The organism is Streptomyces sp. TLI_053, assembly GCF_900105395.1.
GTDB lineage: Bacteria > Actinomycetota > Actinomycetes > Streptomycetales > Streptomycetaceae > Kitasatospora.
On record NZ_LT629775.1, the window covers coordinates 9,495,418 to 9,514,073 of the forward strand.

At 72.5% G+C, this 18,656-nt stretch carries 15 protein-coding genes; 6 read left to right on the forward strand and 9 right to left on the reverse strand.

Annotation, left to right across the window (positions count from 1 at the left end):
- Window positions 1-374: 374 nt before the first annotated feature.
- Window positions 375-1,481, reverse strand: coding sequence for a helix-turn-helix transcriptional regulator (locus BLU95_RS39430; RefSeq protein ID WP_093864258.1), 1,107 nt, complete (start codon window positions 1,479-1,481; stop codon window positions 375-377).
- A gap of 306 nt (window positions 1,482-1,787) precedes the next feature.
- On the opposite strand from BLU95_RS39430, the gene BLU95_RS39435 reads away from it, so the two are divergent.
- Together BLU95_RS39435 and BLU95_RS39440 are read left to right on the forward strand one after the other, a co-directional pair.
- On the forward strand, window positions 1,788-2,426 hold the full coding sequence (locus tag BLU95_RS39435; RefSeq protein ID WP_093864259.1) for a hypothetical protein: 639 nt from the start codon (window positions 1,788-1,790) through the stop codon (window positions 2,424-2,426).
- A 35-nt stretch (window positions 2,427-2,461) separates the two neighbouring features.
- Window positions 2,462-3,073, forward strand: coding sequence for an RICIN domain-containing protein (locus BLU95_RS39440; protein WP_093864260.1), 612 nt, complete (start codon window positions 2,462-2,464; stop codon window positions 3,071-3,073).
- A gap of 128 nt (window positions 3,074-3,201) precedes the next feature.
- Here the strand turns inward: BLU95_RS39440 and BLU95_RS39445 are convergent, their stop codons facing one another.
- The gene (locus tag BLU95_RS39445) at window positions 3,202-3,939 is read right to left on the reverse strand and encodes a DUF5995 family protein (RefSeq protein WP_093864261.1); all 738 of its coding nucleotides are present in this window, start codon (window positions 3,937-3,939) and stop codon (window positions 3,202-3,204) included.
- A gap of 287 nt (window positions 3,940-4,226) precedes the next feature.
- Here BLU95_RS39445 and BLU95_RS39450 point away from each other — a divergent pair, with 287 nt between their 5' ends.
- A complete protein-coding gene (locus BLU95_RS39450; protein WP_093864262.1) occupies window positions 4,227-5,279 on the forward strand; it encodes a M12 family metallopeptidase in 1,053 nt (350 codons plus the stop codon).
- A 123-nt stretch (window positions 5,280-5,402) separates the two neighbouring features.
- Here the strand turns inward: BLU95_RS39450 and BLU95_RS39455 are convergent, their stop codons facing one another.
- Window positions 5,403-5,999, reverse strand: a complete 597-nt coding sequence (locus BLU95_RS39455; protein WP_093864263.1) for a TetR/AcrR family transcriptional regulator — start codon at window positions 5,997-5,999, stop codon at window positions 5,403-5,405.
- A gap of 100 nt (window positions 6,000-6,099) precedes the next feature.
- On the opposite strand from BLU95_RS39455, the gene BLU95_RS39460 reads away from it, so the two are divergent.
- A complete protein-coding gene (locus tag BLU95_RS39460) occupies window positions 6,100-7,320 on the forward strand; it encodes an alpha/beta hydrolase family protein (protein WP_093864264.1) in 1,221 nt (406 codons plus the stop codon).
- Window positions 7,321-7,447: 127 nt separating this feature from the next.
- On the opposite strand, the gene BLU95_RS39465 is transcribed toward BLU95_RS39460, so the two are convergent.
- Complete coding sequence (locus BLU95_RS39465) at window positions 7,448-8,797, reverse strand: hypothetical protein (RefSeq protein WP_107452653.1); 1,350 nt, start codon at window positions 8,795-8,797, stop codon at window positions 7,448-7,450.
- A 230-nt stretch (window positions 8,798-9,027) separates the two neighbouring features.
- Between BLU95_RS39465 and BLU95_RS39470 the strand changes: the two genes are divergently transcribed.
- Complete coding sequence (locus tag BLU95_RS39470; RefSeq protein WP_093864265.1) at window positions 9,028-9,399, forward strand: PadR family transcriptional regulator; 372 nt, start codon at window positions 9,028-9,030, stop codon at window positions 9,397-9,399.
- Complete coding sequence (locus BLU95_RS39475; RefSeq protein ID WP_093864266.1) at window positions 9,396-9,962, forward strand: hypothetical protein; 567 nt, start codon at window positions 9,396-9,398, stop codon at window positions 9,960-9,962. The genes BLU95_RS39470 and BLU95_RS39475 overlap by 4 nt, the downstream gene beginning before the upstream one ends.
- A gap of 1,215 nt (window positions 9,963-11,177) precedes the next feature.
- Here the strand turns inward: BLU95_RS39475 and BLU95_RS42760 are convergent.
- The 5 genes from BLU95_RS42760 to BLU95_RS39495 form a co-directional block, all read right to left on the reverse strand.
- The gene (locus BLU95_RS42760) at window positions 11,178-12,620 is read right to left on the reverse strand and encodes a leucyl aminopeptidase (RefSeq protein ID WP_159425217.1); all 1,443 of its coding nucleotides are present in this window, start codon (window positions 12,618-12,620) and stop codon (window positions 11,178-11,180) included.
- Window positions 12,617-15,259, reverse strand: a complete 2,643-nt coding sequence (locus BLU95_RS42765; protein ID WP_159425218.1) for a hypothetical protein — start codon at window positions 15,257-15,259, stop codon at window positions 12,617-12,619. The genes BLU95_RS42760 and BLU95_RS42765 overlap by 4 nt, the downstream gene beginning before the upstream one ends.
- A gap of 302 nt (window positions 15,260-15,561) precedes the next feature.
- Entirely contained in the window at window positions 15,562-16,665 is a 1,104-nt protein-coding gene (locus tag BLU95_RS39485) for an aminotransferase class V-fold PLP-dependent enzyme (protein WP_159425219.1), read from the reverse strand.
- Between the two features lie 146 nt (window positions 16,666-16,811).
- Window positions 16,812-18,053 (reverse strand): MFS transporter, encoded by a 1,242-nt coding sequence (locus BLU95_RS39490; protein WP_093864269.1) that lies wholly within the window; start codon window positions 18,051-18,053, stop codon window positions 16,812-16,814.
- A 158-nt stretch (window positions 18,054-18,211) separates the two neighbouring features.
- Entirely contained in the window at window positions 18,212-18,655 is a 444-nt protein-coding gene (locus tag BLU95_RS39495; RefSeq protein WP_093864270.1) for a hypothetical protein, read from the reverse strand.
- Window position 18,656 lies beyond the last annotated feature (1 nt).

Genomic DNA, 18,656 nt, shown 5'->3' on the forward strand with positions numbered 1-18,656 from the left:
CGCCGCGACCGTCGTCGTCTTCACGCACGAGCCCGATCCCTCGGGGTGTCCATCGAGCAGGCCGTCCGTCGGCCGGCTCGTCCCCGCCGCGGGCGGCCGGTGGTCGAGCCGGAGTGGCCGCGCACCGCGCTGCCGGACCGGGACGAGGCCCCTCCGGTCCTCGTCCGGGCGGTGCCTGCGGCGGCGCCGGTGTGCTGCACGGTCTCGCGCGAGCGGCAGGTCACGGACGGCGGGACCGTGTTCGTGCTGACCCGCCACGCGGCAGACTGTCCGGTCTGGTCCGCACGCTGACCGCAGGGCCGCGCTGACACCCCCGCACCGACTCTCCCGCACCGACACGCCCCGCCCGGATCCCCGCCCCGCCCGGATCCCCGCTACGCCCCTGGGGGCAGGGCGAGCGTCGGCAGGTGGTCGGCGGTCAGGACGGCGACGAGCTCCCGGCGGTTGCGCACGCCCGTCTTGTGGAGGATCGCCGTGACGTGCTGCTGGACCGTGGGCACCGTCAGATGGAGCAGCGCGGCGATGTCCTTGGTGCTGCTGCCGCGCAGCGCGTGCAGGGCGACCTGGCGTTCGCGCGGGGACAGGCCGTGCGCGAGGATCGCGACCGGCAGGCGGTGCAGGGGCGAGGCCGGCGAGATGACGACGGCGACGTCGCCGCGCCCGCCGTCCAGCGGGGACGCGTGCAGCGCGAACCACTGGCCGTCCGGGGTGCACATCCGCACCTCCGAGGTGCCGGTGTCGTGTGCGGCCCGGCAGGCGACGGTGAGGAAGCAGGTGGGAACGGCGCAGACGTGGGCGATGGGTTCGGCCAGCCGCCGGATCAGCTCGCGGGTTCCCGCGTCGGCGGAGCGAAGCCGCCCCCGCGCGTCCAGGATCGCGACGGTCGGCGGCCCGCTCTGCCCGGACGGGTCGGTGCTCTGCCCGGACGGCTCGGAACGTGCCCGGCGCAGCGTCCTCAGGTGGGCGTCGCGCAGGGCGGCGCCGACGGGCGTGATGATGCGTTCGGCCAGCCGCACCTCGGCCGGACCGAAGCGGCCGCGCCGGTGTTCGCGCATGAAGGCGGCACTGGCCCAGCGGCCGCCACCGACGTCGAAGTTGATGCGCAGTTCGTCCCCGTAGCCGCACGGCCGGAGCAGTTCCCGGTAGCGGATGCTGCTCTCGGGGCGGCCGTCGGTGGCGCGGTCGAGGGTCTGCACGCGGTGCCCGGCGGCGCGGATGGCGGCGAAGTTGGTGCTGTCGTCGCCGAACATCTCCAGGTGCACGGCCTGTTCGAACCGGCCGGGGTCGAGCCCGTCGGCGACCGTGGAGGTGGGGAAGCCGGTGAGCGGGTCGGTGCCGTGCCAGCAGCCGCCGTCGAACCCGAGCGGGCCTGCCAGCAGGGTGTGGAGACCGCGGAACAGCTCGCCGGTGGACGGTCGGCAGGCCGACAACTCCGCTATGGCTCCCAGGACTTCCCGCTCGATGTCGCGTCGATTGGCCACGGACGAAATCCTACGGAAGCCGCGGCGTTGTCCGCCAGGGTGCCGGGTTCGGCCACCGTCCGGGACGGTCCTCCGGGCCGCGTCCGGACCGCCTTCGAGCCGCTCCGGGCCGATCGGGCGATCTGCTGCCCGGCCGCCGCTCCAGGTGCCGGGCGCGGGACACCCCCCGAGAAAACTCGGATACCGGCGGTCCCGGCGCATCGACAAGGATGCGTACGCACTTGCAGTCCGTACACGCCTGTGCGCGAGGCGTGCGCGCGCAGCGCATGCCTCTTCCCAAGCTTCCGTGACGCTGGAGGAGCTCAGATGACCACCACCCGCAGGACGCGCCGACGCGCCCTCGCCGCCTCGGCCACCACCGCCGTCGCGGTGGGCCTGCTGAGCTTCGGCGCCGCCCCCGCGGCCCATGCCGACACTCTCCCGACCTTCTGCAACCCCACCGTGGACCGCGCCACCACCGAGCCCTTCAACGTGCAGATCACCCCTCTCGTCACCGACTTCCTGATCTACAACGTCGCCGCCGGGACCACCGGGCAGCACACCGACACCCTGAACCGGATCAGCTCGGTGACCACCACCGTCGACAACAGGACCGAGATCACCGCCACCGCCAGCGCCCTGTTCGCCAAGGTCGAGGTCAAGGTCGGTTTCTCGGTCCAGAAGGTCACCTCCAGCACCACCAGCACCACCGTCAGCGACACCTGGAACCTCAACGCTCCCGGTCGCTACGGCCTCTACCGCGGTACCCGGGTCGTCACCGGCCAGTACGTCAACCGCGTCTGCGCCCAGACCGGCGCCACCACCGGCCTCTGGGTCACCACCTCGCCGAGCCCCGGCACCTTCACCACCTACGAGGCTCCGGAGGTCGGCTCCGTGGGCTGCGCACCCGCCCAGCCGGCCGGCACCGTGCGCCGGGCCGCCCAGCTCCTGATCAGCAGCTGCTGACCGCGCCCACCCACCCGACGACGACGGAGGACACCGTGACGAACCGCCCGCGCCGCACCACCCGCCGGGGCACCGCACTGCGCGCCCTCGGCGCCGCCGCCCTCGCCTCCCTGGCGGGCCTCACCCTGCTCGCCGCCCCCGCCTCGGCCACGCCCCAGGGCCTGGCCTCCAGCGACTGGCACGGCTACGTCTGCGACGACGGCTACTACCGGATCAGGACGCCGTTCAACCAGCTCGTGGAGCGCAACATGTCCAGCCTCTGGGGGCAGGCGATCCAGAACCCCGACTCCGGCGGCTACCACCAGCAGTGGAAGGTGTGCCACTACAACTCCGACAACCAGTCCTTCATCATTCGCAGCCGCCGCCACGAAGGCGAGTGCCTGGGCATCTGGAAGCAGAACCCGCAGGACGGCGCCACCGGGGGCGAGGGCGCCAACTTCAACGTGTTCGACTGCGAGGGATGGATCTACGGCAACCAGATCTTCCACTTCCTCTACCCCAACCCCGCCAACAGCAACCAGGTGGTCCTCCAGATCGGCCACAGCCGTTTCTTCGCGGCCCTCGGCGAGCCGAGCAGCAGCGCCGGCACGGCCGTGGCCCAGTTCTCCGACCGGATGACCGTGTTCACCTTCGAGCACCTCGTCTGACACCACGCCAACCTGTCCCGGGGGGAGGGCCCGTCCGCACCGCCGGACGGGCCCTCCCCGGGCGCACGCGACGCCGCCGGTCGCCACTCGGAGGCGCCGGGCGGCCTCGGTCGGTCCCGTGCGCTCGATCAGTCGACCGGCGGCACCACGGGGGCCAGCAGCGCCAGTGCGGTGAGTCCCACGGAGGCGGCCAGGGCCTGGCACGAGGGTCCGAAACCGGGGATCGCGATCGGGTCCTTCTTCTGCGCCCAGAGTCCCTGCACGGCGATCCAGGCCGCGTCCCGCGCGGCCTCCATGCTGAAGCTCGCGAGCAGGTGCTTCAGTGCCTCGGCGTCCGCGGTGGCGAGCTTGGGCAGCTCGGGCTCGAAGGAGGCCCGAACCTCCGCCTCCACCTGTGAGAGCAGCTGGTTGACCTTCTGGTAGTCGGCGTGCACGGGCGGGGTGTTGGGCTTGGTGTGCCGTTCCTCGCAGGTGAGGATCACGGCGAGGGCCAGGTCGTGGCCGATGTGTGCGGTCATGCCGGCGAAGGCGAACTGGATGGGCCAGATCGCGTCGCCCCGGTGCCGCGCGTCGACGAGGGGCTGCCAGGCGGGGTTCACCGGACGCCCGGCCTTGGCCGCGTCGACGTTGCGGAGGAACAGGCCCGCGAAGATCACGTCCATCCGCTCGATGAACGCGGAATCCTGGAAGAATCCGTCGGTGAGCTTGGCGCCCACCAGTTCGGTGACTCTGAGGTACATGCGGTTGAAGGCGGCGACGCCGTCCCGGGCGTCCAGTTCCGCGTCCAGTTGCTTCATCCGCTGGATCGCACCGTCGACGCTGTCGGGGAGTTGGCCGATCGGAGCGGGGGCGGGTTCGGTGCCCATGGGTGACCTCCTGGAGCGAGGGGACGTCGCACGGCGACTACCGTACGTGACTGGCTTGAGCGTACAGCGACATAGTGCGCAAGACGTGAACGAACCAATCCGGCGCGTCGCCCACCCGCGCCCACCCGCACCCGTCCTCGCCCAAGTGCCCCGTGTCGCGGTGCGGGGCGCTTCGCCCGTGCGCTCACTATGTACACGACCGGCCTTCGGTGCGGCCCCGGGCGAGGGCGCCCGGCCCCGCACCGCCCGGGTACCCGCCGACCGCGAACGAGGGACACCGAACATCCATGGCCATCCGCCGCTCCTCCGCCCGCCTCGCCGTCTCCGTCCTGCTGCTCGCGGCCGCCGCCGGGCCGCTCGGCCCCGCGGCCCGCGCCGACGACAGCGATCCGAACGCCCCCGAAGGCACGGTCGTACTGGAGAGCCTGACCTACCAGGCGCCCGACCTCGTCACCGCCGAGATCTCCTACAGCTGCGAACCCGACACCGCGCACTCGCTGTTCGTCGGCTTCGAGCAGGAGCTGGACTTCGAGGAGGAGGCCGCCGGAAGCGCGGAGATCGAGGACATCACCTGCGACGACACCACCTACACCGTCACGGTCGACGTCCCCGCCGTCGAGGGCGGCGCGGACTTCGAGGAGCCCCTCGCCGGACAGGTCGTCATCGCCCTGACCGGGGACGATCTGCCGGTCGTCGAGGACGCGTTCGACGTCGACCCGTCCGAGCGCCCGCGCTCCCTGGGCCGGAAGGACAAGAAGTTCCGCTGGAAGAAGGCGACCGTCCCGTATGTCGTCAACTCCAAGCTCGGCAAGGACCAGAAGGCCGACGTCAAGGCCGCCATCGACCACTGGCAGCAGAACACCCCCGTCAAGTTCGTCGTCCGGACCGCCGCGAACGCCAGGAGCTACCCGGACTACGTGGAGTTCCAGCCCAGCAAGGACGGCGGCTGCAATTCCGAGGTCGGCCGCGTCGGCGGACGACAGACCGTCAACATCGTCGACGACGCCTCGTGCGACGCCGTCGAGCTCGTCCACGAGATCGGACACGCGGTCGGCCTCTACCACGAGCAGGAGCGCCCCGACCGGGACACGTACGTCAAGGTCTCGTTCGAGAACATCGAGCCGGCCGACAAGCACAACTTCCAGATCCAGAAGGGCGAGAGCACCTTCGGCACGGCCTACGACTACGCCTCGATCATGCACTACGGGCCGAAGTCGTACTCCAAGAACGGCAAGGACACCATCACCCCGAAGCAGAAGCTCCCCGCCGGGGTCGTCCTGGGCGAGGCCACGGAGCTGTCCGCAGGAGACATCGCCGCCGTCAAGGCCATGTACAAGTGACCCGGGCGCGGTGCGGGTCGGCACTGCCGTCGCGGCTGCTCCGCCGTCCGCCTGCCTGCCCGCCCGCTCGCCCGTCCATCCGGACGGGCGAGCGGGCGGGCCGGTGTCCGCGCCGGCGCCGTGTCAGTCGGCGGCGGGGTCGTTGCCCGCACTGCTGAGCAGTCTGTTGACGAGCAGTTCGGGGTAGCCGCTGGCCGGCGGGTCGATGCCGAAGATCGCCCGCAGGTAGAACGGCGCGACGAGCTGGTCGAGGATCTGTTCCAGGGGTGGCGGGTTCTCGCCCCGGGCCGTGGCCCGCCGGCGGATCTGTTCGATGGAGTCCATCCGTCGTCGGAAGTGCTGCGCCCGCTCGTCCTGGTCCTGGGGGTGGCTCGGCATGGACAGGATGACGGCGCGCACGAGGGCGCGACCTTCGGGCGTGCGGATGCTCGCGGCGCTGGTCTCGGCCCAGGCGAGGAGGTCGCCGCGCAGGCTGCCGGTGTCGCCGAGGGGCGAGTCGCGTTCGAGGCGGGTGGTGACCACGTCCGCCAGGAGGGTGTCCAGGCTGCCCCAGCGCCGGTAGACGCTGGTGTGGTTGACGCCGGCGCGTTGTGCGATCGCGGGGATGTTGAGGTCTTCGCCCTCCGGGTCGCAGAGCAGGTCGACGACCGCCTGGTGGACGGCGGCGCGGACCTGTTCGGGGCTCCGGCGGAGGCGTGCGGTCGGTTGTTTCGTAGTCACCCCCACATCGTAAGCACAGATGTTTGCTTCAAGCACTCGGAGGGGCTACTGTTCTCGTCGTAAGCACAGATCAGTGCTTAACGGCATCGAGGAGCGAACGATGAAGCAGCTGCTGTTCCCGAACAACATCCAGTTCTGGTACGAGACCCTGCGCTCGATGAGCCACATCGCCTACGGCGGCGCCGACTTCGGGGAGGTCGTCTCGACCGGCGAGCGCATCGTCGAGGGCGACTACGCCAGCTGGTACACCGAGTGGACGGCCACCGCCGACCGGGTGTCCGGCCAGGCCGAGAAGGCACTGGCCGCCGGTCACCGGGTGAGTGCCCGGGACGGGTTCCTGCGGGCCTCGAACTACTACCGGTCGGCCGAGTTCTTCCTGCACGGCCACCCCTGCGACCCGCGCCACGACCACGCCTACGACCGCAGTGTGGAGTGCTTCCGGGCGGCGGCCGCGCTGTTCACCCCGATCATCGAGCCGGTCGAGATCCCCTACGAGGGCACCACCCTCCCCGGCTACCTGTACCGCGTCGACGACTCCGGGACGCCGCGCCCGACGCTGATCATGCACAACGGCTTCGACGGCACCGCGGAGGAACTGCACTTCTTCGGGGCGATGGCCGGAGTCGAACGCGGCTACACCGTGCTGGTCTTCGACGGCCCCGGCATGCCCGGGCCGCGCCACCACCAGGGCATGGTCTTCCGCCCCGACTGGGAGAACGTCATCACCCCGGTGGTGGACTTCGCCGAGACCCTCCCGGACGTCGACAACAGCCGGATCGCGTTGGTCGGGATCAGCATGGGCGGCATCCTCGCCCCCAGGGCCGCCGCGTTCGAGCACCGGCTGGCCGCGCTGGTCGCCGTCGACGGCCTCTACGACCTCGGCCAGACCTCGGTGCGCAACATCCCCGGCACCCGCGAGGAGGCCGAGCGGCTCCTGCGCGCGCAGTCCGCCGCCGAGCTCGACGCCGCCTTCGAACAGATCATGGGCAAGGATCCGATCGCCCGCTGGGCGATCAACCACGGCATGTACGTCATGGGCGTCGACACCCCGCGGGCGTTCAACGCCTCGTACCTCGACTACACCCTCGCCGGCGGCATCGCCGAGCGGATCCAGTGCCCGACACTGGTCTGCGACGCCGAGGAGGACATGTTCTTCAAGGGGCAGCCCGAGCAGCTCTACGACCACCTCACCTGCCCCAGGACCCTCATGGTCTTCACCACCGAGGAGGGCGCCGGCGCCCACTGCCACCCCGGCGCCATGCGCCTGACCCAGGCCCGGATCTACGACTGGCTCGACGACACCCTCAAGGTGAGCGCCTGAGGAGCCGACGGCCCGCCCCGGTGCCGCCGCCGCTACCGGGCCCCGTCGGCCGAGCGCACCCCACGGTCACGGCGGGCCCCACCGTCACGGCGGACGGCGCCGTGACGGTGGGGTCCGGAGGGTACTGTCACGGAGCCTTGGTGTCGGGGATGCGGACGCCCTCGCCGAGGCAGTCGCGGAACTCGTACCACGGGGCCGGGCCGCTCCAGCGCAGGGCGAGGGCGGCGGTACCGGCGTCGGCGAACCGGCAGCCGTCGTAGAGCACCTTGCCGGCGGTGGTCGCGGTGGCCGTCGTCACCTGGTGGGAGCCGAGCAGCGCGCAGTCCTGGTAGCGGATCATCGGCCCGCGCGAGGGGTTGACGGCGTTGAAGCGGTAGACGTGCGGGACGGCGTCGGTGGCGAAGGCCTTGAAGGAGTTCGCGGTGTCGTCGCAGGAGACGAAGGTGATGGTGCCCTTGTACCAGGCCGAGTCGATCACCTTGTGGTCCTTGCCGCGGACCTCGAAGCGGATGCCCTGCGCGTACAGCCGCATCACCGAGTCGTTGCGCGGGCTGTTGGCGTTGAGCTTGAAGAAGGTGCCGGTCGAGCTCTCGTCCACGAGGATGTACGAGCCGCCGATGAAGTTCATCGACCCGCCGCGCTCGTTGCGCACGAAGACGCCGGACTGGAACTCGACCTTGCAGTCACGGAACCAGTAGTTGAGGAACTGGTCCTGCTGGTTCTCGGTCGGCTTGCCGCCCATCACCAGGAAGGCGTCGGCGTAGGAACCGCTGATCTGACAGTGGTCCCAGCCCATCTCGCTGTTGAGGTTGGACGTCCCGGCCGGCCCGTCCAGGACGATGCCGTTCTTCCAGGTGCCGTGCCACTCGACATCGGTGTACCAGGTGTCCTGGACGCCCTTGCCCACACCGGAGATCGCGAGGTTGAAGGTGGCGGTGGCGTCGCGGCTCTCGAAGGTCAGGCCGCTGAGCCGGATGTTCTTGTAGCGGCCGTCGTTGGTCCACAGGACCGTGTCCGGGGCGGTCGGCGCGTAGACGATGCGCGAGATCCGCTTGCCGTACCCGCTGATGGAGATGCCGTCGATCACGCCCGGGTTGTCGGTGCCGTGGGTGATGGGCAGCAGCGAGTCGGGCTGGGTCAGCAGGTACGTGCCCGGCGGGACGAGCAGCACCTTCTTGGGGGTGTAGCCGGTCTTGGGCGCGCCGCCGAGCAGTTCCAGGGCGGCCCTGCGGAACGCGTCGTCGCTCGGCGTGCGGCCGGTCGCGTCGGCGCCCTTGGCGACGACGTCGACCACGTAGTCCGCCGGGCCGGCGGTGACCGCCGCGGGCGCCGCCGAGGCGGCCCGGCCGCCGAGGGCGATGCTGCCCGCGAGCGCCCCCGCCCCGGTCATGCCGGCGAGCAGCGCCCGGCGGCCGGGCCGGCGGGCGCTCTGGTCGGCACCGTCGTCGTGCGTGCCGTCTGCTGCGTACGTGGTCATCGGTACCCCCGGTGGGAAGAGATCGGATCGCTCCCCGCGACCGAGCAGATGTCGATCATGGTGAGCCGGCCCGATCCTCCGTCATGCCCGCCCTCCGCCGCAAGGCTCGACGGGGACGGGGACGGGGACCGCTGTGTCGCCCCGGCCGTGTGGGCTCCGCGCGATGCCGCCGTGTTGGGCGCCCTGCACTTTCTTGCGGAGCAAGACAGTTCCTGACTATCTTGTACCGCATGACAAAGGAGGCGTCCGCCCACGACCAGCGGCGCAGCCAGCTCCTGCGCGGCGTGCTGGATCTGTGCCTGCTCGCGCTGATCGCGGAAAGACCGCGCTACGGCTTCGAGTTCGCGCAGGGCCTGGCCGAGGGCGGGCTGGAGCTGGTGAGCGACGGCAGCATCTATCCGCTCCTGGCTCGGATGGAGCGCGCGGGCCTCATCGCCGCGTTCCGCGCTCCGTCCCCGAGCGGGGGAGCCCCCCGCAAGTACTACCGGCTGACCGAGGCCGGCCACGCGGAACTCTCCGCCGGCCGGTCGGACTGGCGCGCCTTCGCCGGCCACGTCGGCCGGATCCTCGACGACACCGACTCCAAGGGGGACGACACATGACGACCGAGCGGGTGCTCGCGGCCTGCCGCAGCAACTGGGAATACCGCGGAATCGACGAGGTATCCGTACGGGAGATGCTCGACGAGCTCGAAGCGCACCTGCAGGACGCCGCAGCCGCCGGGCGGAGCGCCCAGGACGTCGTGGGCAAGGACGTCAGGACCTTCGCCGCCGCCTGGGCCAGGGCACGCGCCCCGCTCTCCCGCCGGGCGCTGCGGATGGCGGGCTCGGTGTCCTACGTTCTCGGCGTCCTCCTGCTGTTCGCCCACCTGATCGGGCGCAGCACCGAGCTGGACGTCACCGCGGACCGGATCGTGTACTGGGCCGTCCTCGCGGCGGTCACCGTGTTCTGGCAACTGCGCCGGGGCCGTCTCGGTCTGCGCCGCAGCTGGGGTGTCGCGCTGCTCGCCGGACTGCCAGCCCTCCTCCTCACCCGCCACTTCGTCGGCGACCAGCCGCTGCTCACCCTGCCGCTGTGGGTCGCGCCGCTCCTGCTGCTGCCCGGTCTGCCGTTCATCCTGGCGGACATCCGGGCCAAGAGGGCCAAGTCCCCCGTCGGGCACTGATCCGTTTCCTGCGGCCCGCCTCGCGAACGATTCGGGACTCGACATCGCCCACGTGAACAGCTTCAGAGGCTGAGGAACAGGCCGAGTCCCCATCGGTCACCGTCGGTCCCGCGTGCAGCTGCCGGATCAGTGCGGTGGTGGTGGCGGCGGTGGCGAGGCCCTGGCTCAGCCCGATCAGTGTCTGTGCGAGGACGACGCCGGAGCGGCTGTGGTCGGAGTGGCAGCGTCTGCACGGAGAGTCGGCGCTGCCGACTTCCTGCTCCCGCTCGGCCCGCGGTTCAGCGGTGCGGGCGGCGTTGAACCCGGCGATCGCCGCGCACCCGCGGGCTTCGGGAGTGTAGGAACGGTTCTGCTCGGCGTGCCGGAGGCGGCGTGCGCGTTGCGCGGGAAGTCGACGGGGCCGACTTCCCGCGCGGTGGGGGTGGTTGTGGTGTGCGGGTGCGGGCTGTCGGCCGTGGGTGAGTAGGGGGTCGGGCGGGATGTGCGGGAAGTCGAGCGGGTGGACTTTCTGTGCGGAGGCGGGGCCGTTCGTCGGGTGTGGGGGTGGGGCTGTCTTGGCGGGGTGGGGCGAGGGTGCGGCGTAGGAAGTCGGACGGGTCGACTTCCTGTGCGGGATCGGCTTGGGGTATGGCGATCGCCGGCGCAGGTGCTCCGGGGCTGCAGGAACGCTTCTGCTCGAAGTGCCGAGGGTCACGCGTATGGCGCGTGGGGTGCGTGAGAAGTCGGGTGGCTCGACTTTTGGTTTCCGGGCGGAGGAGAAAGGTTTCTGCTTCGCGGCATGTTGCGTGGGAAGTCGGAGGTGTCGACTTCCTGCGCCTGGTGGTGGGTCGTCGCTGGGGTGGGGGAGAGGCCGGCCCGGCGAGGGGGTGAGGGTGGGAGGAGGAAGTCGACGGGGCCGACTTCCTGTGCGGAGGCGGGGCCGTTGAGGGGTTGGGGCGCTTCCGGCCGGTGCGGGGCGAGGGTGCGGCGCAGGAAGTCGGACGGGTCGACTCCCTGCGCGGGATAGGCCCGGGGCACGGTGTTGCAGGAACGCTGCTGCTCGAAGCGCCAAAGGCTGGCGCGCGGGTGCGCGGGAAGTCGACGTGGTCGACTTCCCGCGCGGTGGGGAGGTGCTGCTGGTGTGCGGTGCCGGCCCGGGGGCGGGGCGCGTGGGAAGTCGGGTGGGTCGACTTAGGTGTCCGGGTGCAGGAGAAAGGGTGTGCCGGCTGGGTGGTCTCAGGCGGGCGGACGGCGCGGGCCGGTGAGGAACTCGGCGAGTGCGCGGACGCCGAAACCGGTGGCGCCGGGGACCCGTTCGGCGTCCGTCCCGTCGGAGAGGGCGGTGCCCTGGATGTCCAGGTGGGCCCAGGGGATGCCGGGCGGGACGAACTCGCGGAGGAAGTGGCCGGCGAGCAGTGCGGTGCCGTGCCGGGTGCCGAGGGTGTAGTTGACCATGTCCGCTACCCGGGAACGGAGCTGGGGCCGGTAGGCGTCGGGGAGTGGCAGTGGCCAGAGCGGCTCTCCGGCCCGGGTCCCGGCGGCGCGCAGGCGGTCCAGCAGGGCGTCGTCGGTGCCCATGAGCGCGGCGACCCGGCGGCCCAGCGCGACCGCGGCGGCGTCGGTGAGGGTGGCGATGTCGATGATCGCGTGCGGTCCGGTCTCGCCGGCCAGGACGAGCGCGTCGGCCATGATCAGCCGTCCCTCGGCGTCGGCGTGGCAGATCTCCACGGTGGTGCCGTTGCGCATCACCAGGACGTCGCCGATCCGGATCGGGTCGGCGTTGGGCATGTTCTCGGTGAGCGGCAGCCAGGCGTCCACCGCGACCCGGCAGTCCAGTGCGCCGAGGACGGACATCGCGCCGAGGACGGCGGCCGCTCCGGCCATGTCGGCCTTCATCCCGGTCAGGTGGGCGTTGGGCTTCAGGGACAGTCCGCCGGCGTCGAAGGTGACGCCCTTGCCGACCAGCGCGATCCGTTCGGTCTCGTCGCTCCGGTGCTCGGGCCGGTAGGAGAGCTTGACCAGCCGGGGCGGCACCAGGGAGCCCCGGCTGACCCCGAGCAGTCCGCCGAGCCGCTCGTCGGCGATCCGCCGACCGTCCCAGACCTCGCACTCCAGCCCGGTCGCCGCGGCGACCGCGACCGAGCGGTCGGCGAACGCCGACGGCGTGAGGGCCTCGCCCGGTTCGTTGACCAGGTCCCGTGCCAGCAGCACGGCCTCGCCCAGCCGACGGCCCTCGGACAGACCGCGGGCGGTGTCCGGTGTCTCGGCGACGAGGAGTTCGACGAGCTGGTCGGGGGAGGGGCTCGCGTCGCTGAGGTACCGGGTGAAGCGGTATCCGCCGAGCAGGTAGCCCTCGACCAGTGGCCGCAGGTCCGGGCCCGGCGGGTGGACGGCCAGTCGCCGGTAGGCGCGGACGGCCCGGGCCAGTTCGGCCGCGGCGGCCCGGATCGCGTCCCGGGTCGCGTCCCCGTCCGTCCGGGCGGCCCGCGGTCCGACACCCAGCAGCACGGTCACGGGGGTGCCGGGCAACTGCAGCACCTGGCCCACCTCGCCGCCGAATCCGGTACCGGCGAGGAAGGCGGTGGACAGTCCGGGGGGCGGCTCACCGGCCCACACCGGCCGTACGACCGCCTCGGTCCCGGGGCCGGGCTCCGGGCGCAGCGACCAGGTGACGCTCACCCCCGCGCCTTCCGGGCGGCACGCCGGGCCGCTCCCCAGGACTCCAGGTCGGCGAGGTACCCGCGGGCCAGCTCGGCCATGCCACCGGCGGTGTCGGTGTCGTCGGCCGCCGCGCCGACCGTGCCCCCGCCTTCGGCGACCGCAGCCCAGCCGCGCGCCGCGGAGATCGCGTACGGGTCCAGCCGGAGGGCCTGGACGTAGCAGTCCTCGGCCAGGACCGGTTGTCCGGCCCGCCGGAAGCACTCGGCCGCGGACGCGTACCCGAACGCGGTGGAGACCGGCCCGAGCCGGGCGGTCCGCAGGAAGCTGTCGGCCGCCTCCCGGGGACGCTCGCGCCGCAGCAGGCCCTCCGCCGCCTCGATGTGCGTCTTCGGCTCGTACGGGTCCAGGGCGAGCGCCTCCGCGACCAGGAGGTCGCCGCGTTCGTCCTCGCCGAACGCGTAGCACTCCTTGGACCGGCTCTCCACGCAGGCCCGCAGGTTCTCCCGCTTGAGGAACTCCTGGTAGGCCCCGTCGGCGGGTACCGCCCGGGCCAGCTCCTCGGCGCGGTCCATGTCGCGCGCCAGCCACTCCCGGTCCCTGGCCATGAACGGGACGAAGCTGACGCTGCGGTAGAACCGGCTCTCCAGCATCGCTTTCTCGAACGCCGGGCGGTCCGGGTCCGCCAACAGCTCCTCCAGCGCCCGCGCGCCGATCTCCCGCCAGCGCGTCGCCTCCTCGAGCGAACGCGTCTCGCGGGCGTGGAACACCACCGCCACCACGGCGATGACGAACCGCAGGTGGGTCGGGCAGGCGGGATTGTCCGCGATGGCGAAGGAGGTCTCCGGTGCGGCCACCGTGCCGCCGACCGAGGAGACGTACCGCACCAGGTCGCGCCAGTGGTGCAGCCGCAGTTCGGCGGGGGTGCGGAGCCCCTCGGCCGGGACGGCCGGGACGAGTTCCAGGACCAGCTTGATGAAGCCGAGGCGGTACAGCACCATGGCGATCTGCTGTTGGCGTTCGGTGTCGCAGTCGTCGAAGTCGTCCAGCCATGCGCAGAGTCGGTTCCAACGCGGGGTGCGCAGCGGCTCGGGCAGGTCGGCGGGGTGGTCGACGGCGAACTCGGTCAGCCCGGACTCGCGGATCAGGTTTCCCCGGAAGGCGGGCGGCATGAGGCGCTGCCAGTTGACGTCCTCCCGCGCGGCTCCGTGTCCGTCCCTGTGTTCCTCCCCGTGCCCGTCACCGCGCCCGTCCCCACGCCCGTCCCCACGCCCGTCACCGCGTTCGGCGAACTCGTAGGCGAGACTGGGAAGTCGGGCGTACAGTCCGGGGGACTCGGACTCGCCCAGGTTGAAGTACGCGGCGTACATCCGGTAGTGCCAGTTGTTGGCGTAGGGCCGCTCCGGGTCCCGGACGGCGGCGCGCTCGGTCAGTTCGGCCAGGGGCAGGTCGCCGTCGTCACGGCAGGCGGCCAGCAGCGCGTCCCGGGTGGCGCCGGCCCGCGGTGCGGCGCGGAAGGCCCGTTCGTTCAGCACCCGGGCGAACTCGCCGTGTCCGAGGTGGCGGGCGCGTTCGGCGGCGCGCAGCAGCGCGAAGGCGGTGCCGAACGGGCCGAGCCGGGCGGCGTGCAGATAGCCGGCCAGGGCCTGCTCGTGCTCCCCGGCGCGCTCGTGGGCCTGTGCCGCCTGCATCCGGATCTTCACGTCCCACGGATCGAGGGCCAGGCCCTCCTCGACGGCGGCGCGTTCGGCCTCGGCGTCGCCCGCCCGCACCACGATCTCCAGGTGCCGGTCCAGCAGCCGTCGGCGGGTCTCCAGCAGGACCAGTTCGTCGTCACGGTCGGGTGCGGTCAGTTCGGCGATGCCCGCCCGGACGTCGGCCAGCAGCGCCCGGGCGCCGCCGAAGTCCCGCTGCCGCTCGGCGTACATCACCTCGCGCAGCGCCAGCCGGGCGCTCAGGACGCCGTGGGTGAAGGGGGCGAGCTCGCCCGCGATCTCCTTGAGCAGCTCCCGGGCGCGGCCGAGGAAGAACGGCGCGGCGGAGTCGTCCCCGGCGTGCCGCGCGAGCAGATAGCCCCAGGCGGCCACCGCCTGGACGTGCGCGACGGTGGGTGCGGGGTGGTCGGCCAGGACCCGGTAGGCCGCGGTGGTCCGCCCGGACAGGCCCTCGGAGCCGAACAGGGTGGCCGCGCGGGCGGACTGGAGCCCGGCCGCCACCTGGTCCCGGCAGGCGTCCGGGTCGAGGTCCTCCGGGACGACCCGCAGCACCGCGGCGGGGAGGCAGACCGCGACCAACCAGTGCGCGAGCCCGGCCCGGTCCACCCCGTCCAGCTCCGGGTGCCGCCGGAAGGCCGCGCTCATCCGCCGCCAGGCGGGCGAGGCCAGCTCGTCGGGCAGATCGGTCGGCAGCGCCGCCCGGTAGGCGGTCAGCCGGGACTCCTGCACCAGCAGCCGGCGGTAGCTCGCGGGCATCGTCATGCCGAACCGCAGCGCGCCCGGGGAGGGGTTCTCGAAACGTCGGGCGGCCAGGATCGCGGACCGTGCCTGGACGGCGGTGGCCGGCGACTCGGCGCCGTCGAAGTACGGGCGGTGCACCTCGAAGGTGAGCCAACTCGGCGCGTTGACACCGACGATTCCGTGACTGAATTCCCAGCGGTTCACGCGGCACATTCCTCTGCTCTGCGGACGATGCTTCCGGGCGATCGGCGACATGCCCCGCGGTGCAATCCGGGTGTTCCGGAATTGACATCGCGGGGCATGCGTGGATTACCGGTGTCAGACGCCGCCGTCGTCGATCAGGCAGGTCCAGCAGTCCGCCGCACCAGTGCTGATCTCGACCTCGTCCTCCAGGGACTCCCAGGTCTCGTACGCCATTTCACAACCCCTCTCTTTTCCGGGCCGGTCCTGATATCCGGGCCGGCGAAGCGGTCGATCGATATTCTTCGGGAACCGGAACAGCACCGTCAAGGCTTGTGCACGGCAAGCTCCGAGAGGATCTCCGCCACTTCCTCGTCGGTGGTCCAGAAATGCGGGGAGACCCGGACCAGGCCGTCCGGAACGGAAACGTGTATTCCGGCCGACGACAGTCTCCGGACGATCTCGGCGCCTTCCGTCCGGCGGCTGGTGAAGCACACCAGGCCCGAGTTCCCGGCACCGCCCGAGCTCCCGTCACCGCCCGGGTGCCCGTCGTCGTTCGGGTGCCCGGCGCCGTCCGGGGGGAGCGCCAGGTCGTAGCCGAGCTCGGCGATCCCGGTGCGCAGCCGGTCGGCCAGGCCGCGTACCCGCTCGGCGACCGCGGCGATGCCGGTCTCCTCCAGCTCGGCCAGCGCGGCGGCGAGTCCCGCCGTGCCGACCAGGTCGTACATCCCGCCCTCGACCCGGGCGGCCTCGGCGCGTTCGGGCAGGTCGTAGCGCAGGTGGCCCGGCCCCTTCGTCACCTCGGCGGCGCCCACGTGGCCGAACCAGCCGGTGGGGGTGCTGCGCAGCAGTTCCAGCCGGTCGGCGCGGCAGTAGAACACCCCGGTGCCCGGTGGTCCGCAGAGCCACTTGTGGGCGCCCGCCGCCAGGAAGTCCACCGGGGTGTCGGCCACCGACAACGGCAGCGCGCCGAGGCTCTGCACCGCGTCCACGCACACCAGCGCCCCGGCCTCGGCGGCCAGCGCGCAGATCCGGTCGAGGTCGTTGCGGAAGCCGGTGGCGAAGTTGACGTGGCTCACCGCCACGAGACGGGTGGCCGGTCCGATGGCCGCCGCCACGTCCTCGATCCGGTGGCCGCCGTCGCGCATCGGCACCCAGACCGGCTCGACGCCGTGACGGCGCAGCCGCAGCCACGGCCGGACGTTGGCCGGGAAGTCCCGGTCGAACAGCACGATCCGGTCGCCCGGGCGCCAGTCCAGGCCGTCGGCCACCAGATGGATGCCGGTCGAGGTGTTGGGGACGAGGGCGACCTCCGCGGGCGTGCAGCCGAGCAGCCGGGCGAGCGACCGCCGGGCGGCGGCGCGGGCGCCGAAGAGCGGCCCGAGGGCGGCGCTGCCGTACGGAAGCACCTCGTCGACGGCGGTGCGCATCGCGGCGACGGCGGCGGGCCGGAGCCGGCCGAACCCGGCGTAGTCGAGGTACGCGCCACCGGTGGGGGAGCCGTCCGGTCGGCCCGGCCCGTCCGCTCGGTGCGGCCTGTCCGCTCGGTGGGGCCTGTCCGCTCGGTGCGGCCCGCTCACGAGACCGCCCCGGCGGAGCGCAGCGCCCGGGTGGCGGTGACCGCCATCCAGCCGGCCACCAGCAGCGGCACGCCGTGCAGCAGCAGCACCCACGGCGCCACCCGGTCCGGCCGCAGCACCAGGCTCGTGACGAGCAGTCCGGACATGAAGCCCGCGTTGACCGTGATCTGGGACAGCCCGAACACCCCGCCCCTGCGCCCGTCGGGCAGCCGCTGCAGCGACTGCTTGTAGGTGATCTCGCTCAGCGCGTCGCCCAGTCCGGCCCCGGCCGCCGCCAGCAGCCGCGGCCACCAGCCGTCCAGCCAGAAGACGCCGATGAAGCCCAGCGACATCACGATCGTGGCCAGGCAGTACACCGGGGCCGGTGCGCGTTCGACGAGGCGCTTGGCCAGGGGCCGCAGCACGAAGCCGGCCACCAGCAGCCCGGCCGCCCAACTGCCCCACACCGCACCGGAGACCACGGCCGGCTGGCTCGGGTGCAGCTCGGTGCCCAGCAGCGGCAGTCCGACGTGCTGGGAGGAACTGCCGAAGGCGTCCAGTCCGCGCAGCACGACCAGCCCGGCCAGGCCGGAGGTCACCAGCAGCGGCCAGGCGCCGGAGCGGTCCCGGTCCCCGGCGGCCCGGCCGCCCGGGTCCCGCATCCGCAGGCGCAGCGCCAGCAGGACCGCCGCCGAGAGCGCGTAGCTGCCCGCGTCCAGGGCGAACACCCAGCGGTACCCGGCCACGGGGACCAGGACCGTGGCGAGGCCCATGCCGACCATGAACGCCACCCCCCTGAGTCCGGCCAGCGCGCTGTTCACCGACGCGGTGCGCGGTCCGGCCATGACGGGGGTGGCGGCGGAGAGCGTGGCCTCGAAGACCGACCGCCCGGTGCCGACCACCATCACCGCCGGGTACAGCCACCAGTTCTGCGCGCCCGTCGGCAGGGCGGCCAGCAGGGCCAGCGTGAGCGCCCGGACGAGGTCGGCGCCGATCATCATCCGGCGGCGGTCCCAGCGGTCCCCGAAGCGGTGCCCCAGCCGACCGCCCGCGATCGCGCCGGCGTACAGCGCCACGCTGACCAGCCCGGTGTGCAGGGCCGATCGGCTGTGTTCCCAGACGAAGACGGACAGGCAGATGAAGTCGAGCGCGTAGCCGATGTCCGAGATCGTCTTGGCGGTCAGCAGGACCGCGAGCTGACGGCGACTCGCCGAGGCGGCCCGCCCTGCCGTGCCGGTGCCGACGACCACGGCGCCCATGAGGCTCAACTCCCCGGTTGTGTGAGGGCTGTCATGATTCCCTCACCAACTCCCCACGTGCAAGAGGTCGTTCCGTACGAACGTCCGCGCGTGCGGCGGGGGCGTTCCCGTCGTCGGGCCACCGGTGTGCGGACCGCTCGCGCCCCACGGCCCGGCGGTCATCGACCTGCCGCACCGACCGGGCCGGCGTGCCCGGTGGACCACCACGGCAGGAGCTGGACGACGCCCCAGGCGATCTCGAGGGTGAGGAACGGCCACAGGATCCGCGGGGCGCCGTGGGCCAGCGCATAGGCCATCCACGACGAGAACAGGACGCGCGCGATCCCGTCCAGCAGTCCGTGCAACGGCAGCGCCCGCAGGATGCGCAGGGCCGCCCAGACGGTGACGACGGAGCCCATCAGGTTGGCGAACAGGGTCTGCCACGTGTCGGGCGCGGGCAGCGGGCCCAGTCCGAGGTGCTCGCCCAGGGAGGAGAGCGCGTGGTGCACCAGCGTGTAGGTCCACGGCGTCGCGAATCCGGCGGTGACGGCGAGGTCGTACCAGGCGCTCGCGCGCACGACGCGGAGATACGCGGGGCGCGCGGGGGTGAGGGGGCGGCTCATG

What these genes read in the sequence shown, in the direction of transcription:
- BLU95_RS39445 (WP_093864261.1), bottom strand. Translation starts at nt 3,939, where the DNA reads ATGGGCACCGAACCCGCCCCCGCTCCGATCGGCCAACTCCCCGACAGC.
- BLU95_RS39485 (WP_159425219.1), bottom strand. Translation starts at nt 16,665, where the DNA reads ATGCGCACCGCCGTCGACGAGGTGCTTCCGTACGGCAGCGCCGCCCTC.
- BLU95_RS39435 (WP_093864259.1), top strand. Translation starts at nt 1,788, where the DNA reads ATGACCACCACCCGCAGGACGCGCCGACGCGCCCTCGCCGCCTCGGCC.
- BLU95_RS39495 (WP_093864270.1), bottom strand. Translation starts at nt 18,655, where the DNA reads ATGAGCCGCCCCCTCACCCCCGCGCGCCCCGCGTATCTCCGCGTCGTG.
- BLU95_RS39450 (WP_093864262.1), top strand. Translation starts at nt 4,227, where the DNA reads ATGGCCATCCGCCGCTCCTCCGCCCGCCTCGCCGTCTCCGTCCTGCTG.
- BLU95_RS39490 (WP_093864269.1), bottom strand. Translation starts at nt 18,053, where the DNA reads ATGGGCGCCGTGGTCGTCGGCACCGGCACGGCAGGGCGGGCCGCCTCG.
- BLU95_RS39475 (WP_093864266.1), top strand. Translation starts at nt 9,396, where the DNA reads ATGACGACCGAGCGGGTGCTCGCGGCCTGCCGCAGCAACTGGGAATAC.
- BLU95_RS39470 (WP_093864265.1), top strand. Translation starts at nt 9,028, where the DNA reads ATGACAAAGGAGGCGTCCGCCCACGACCAGCGGCGCAGCCAGCTCCTG.
- BLU95_RS39465 (WP_107452653.1), bottom strand. Translation starts at nt 8,797, where the DNA reads ATGACCACGTACGCAGCAGACGGCACGCACGACGACGGTGCCGACCAG.
- BLU95_RS39460 (WP_093864264.1), top strand. Translation starts at nt 6,100, where the DNA reads ATGAAGCAGCTGCTGTTCCCGAACAACATCCAGTTCTGGTACGAGACC.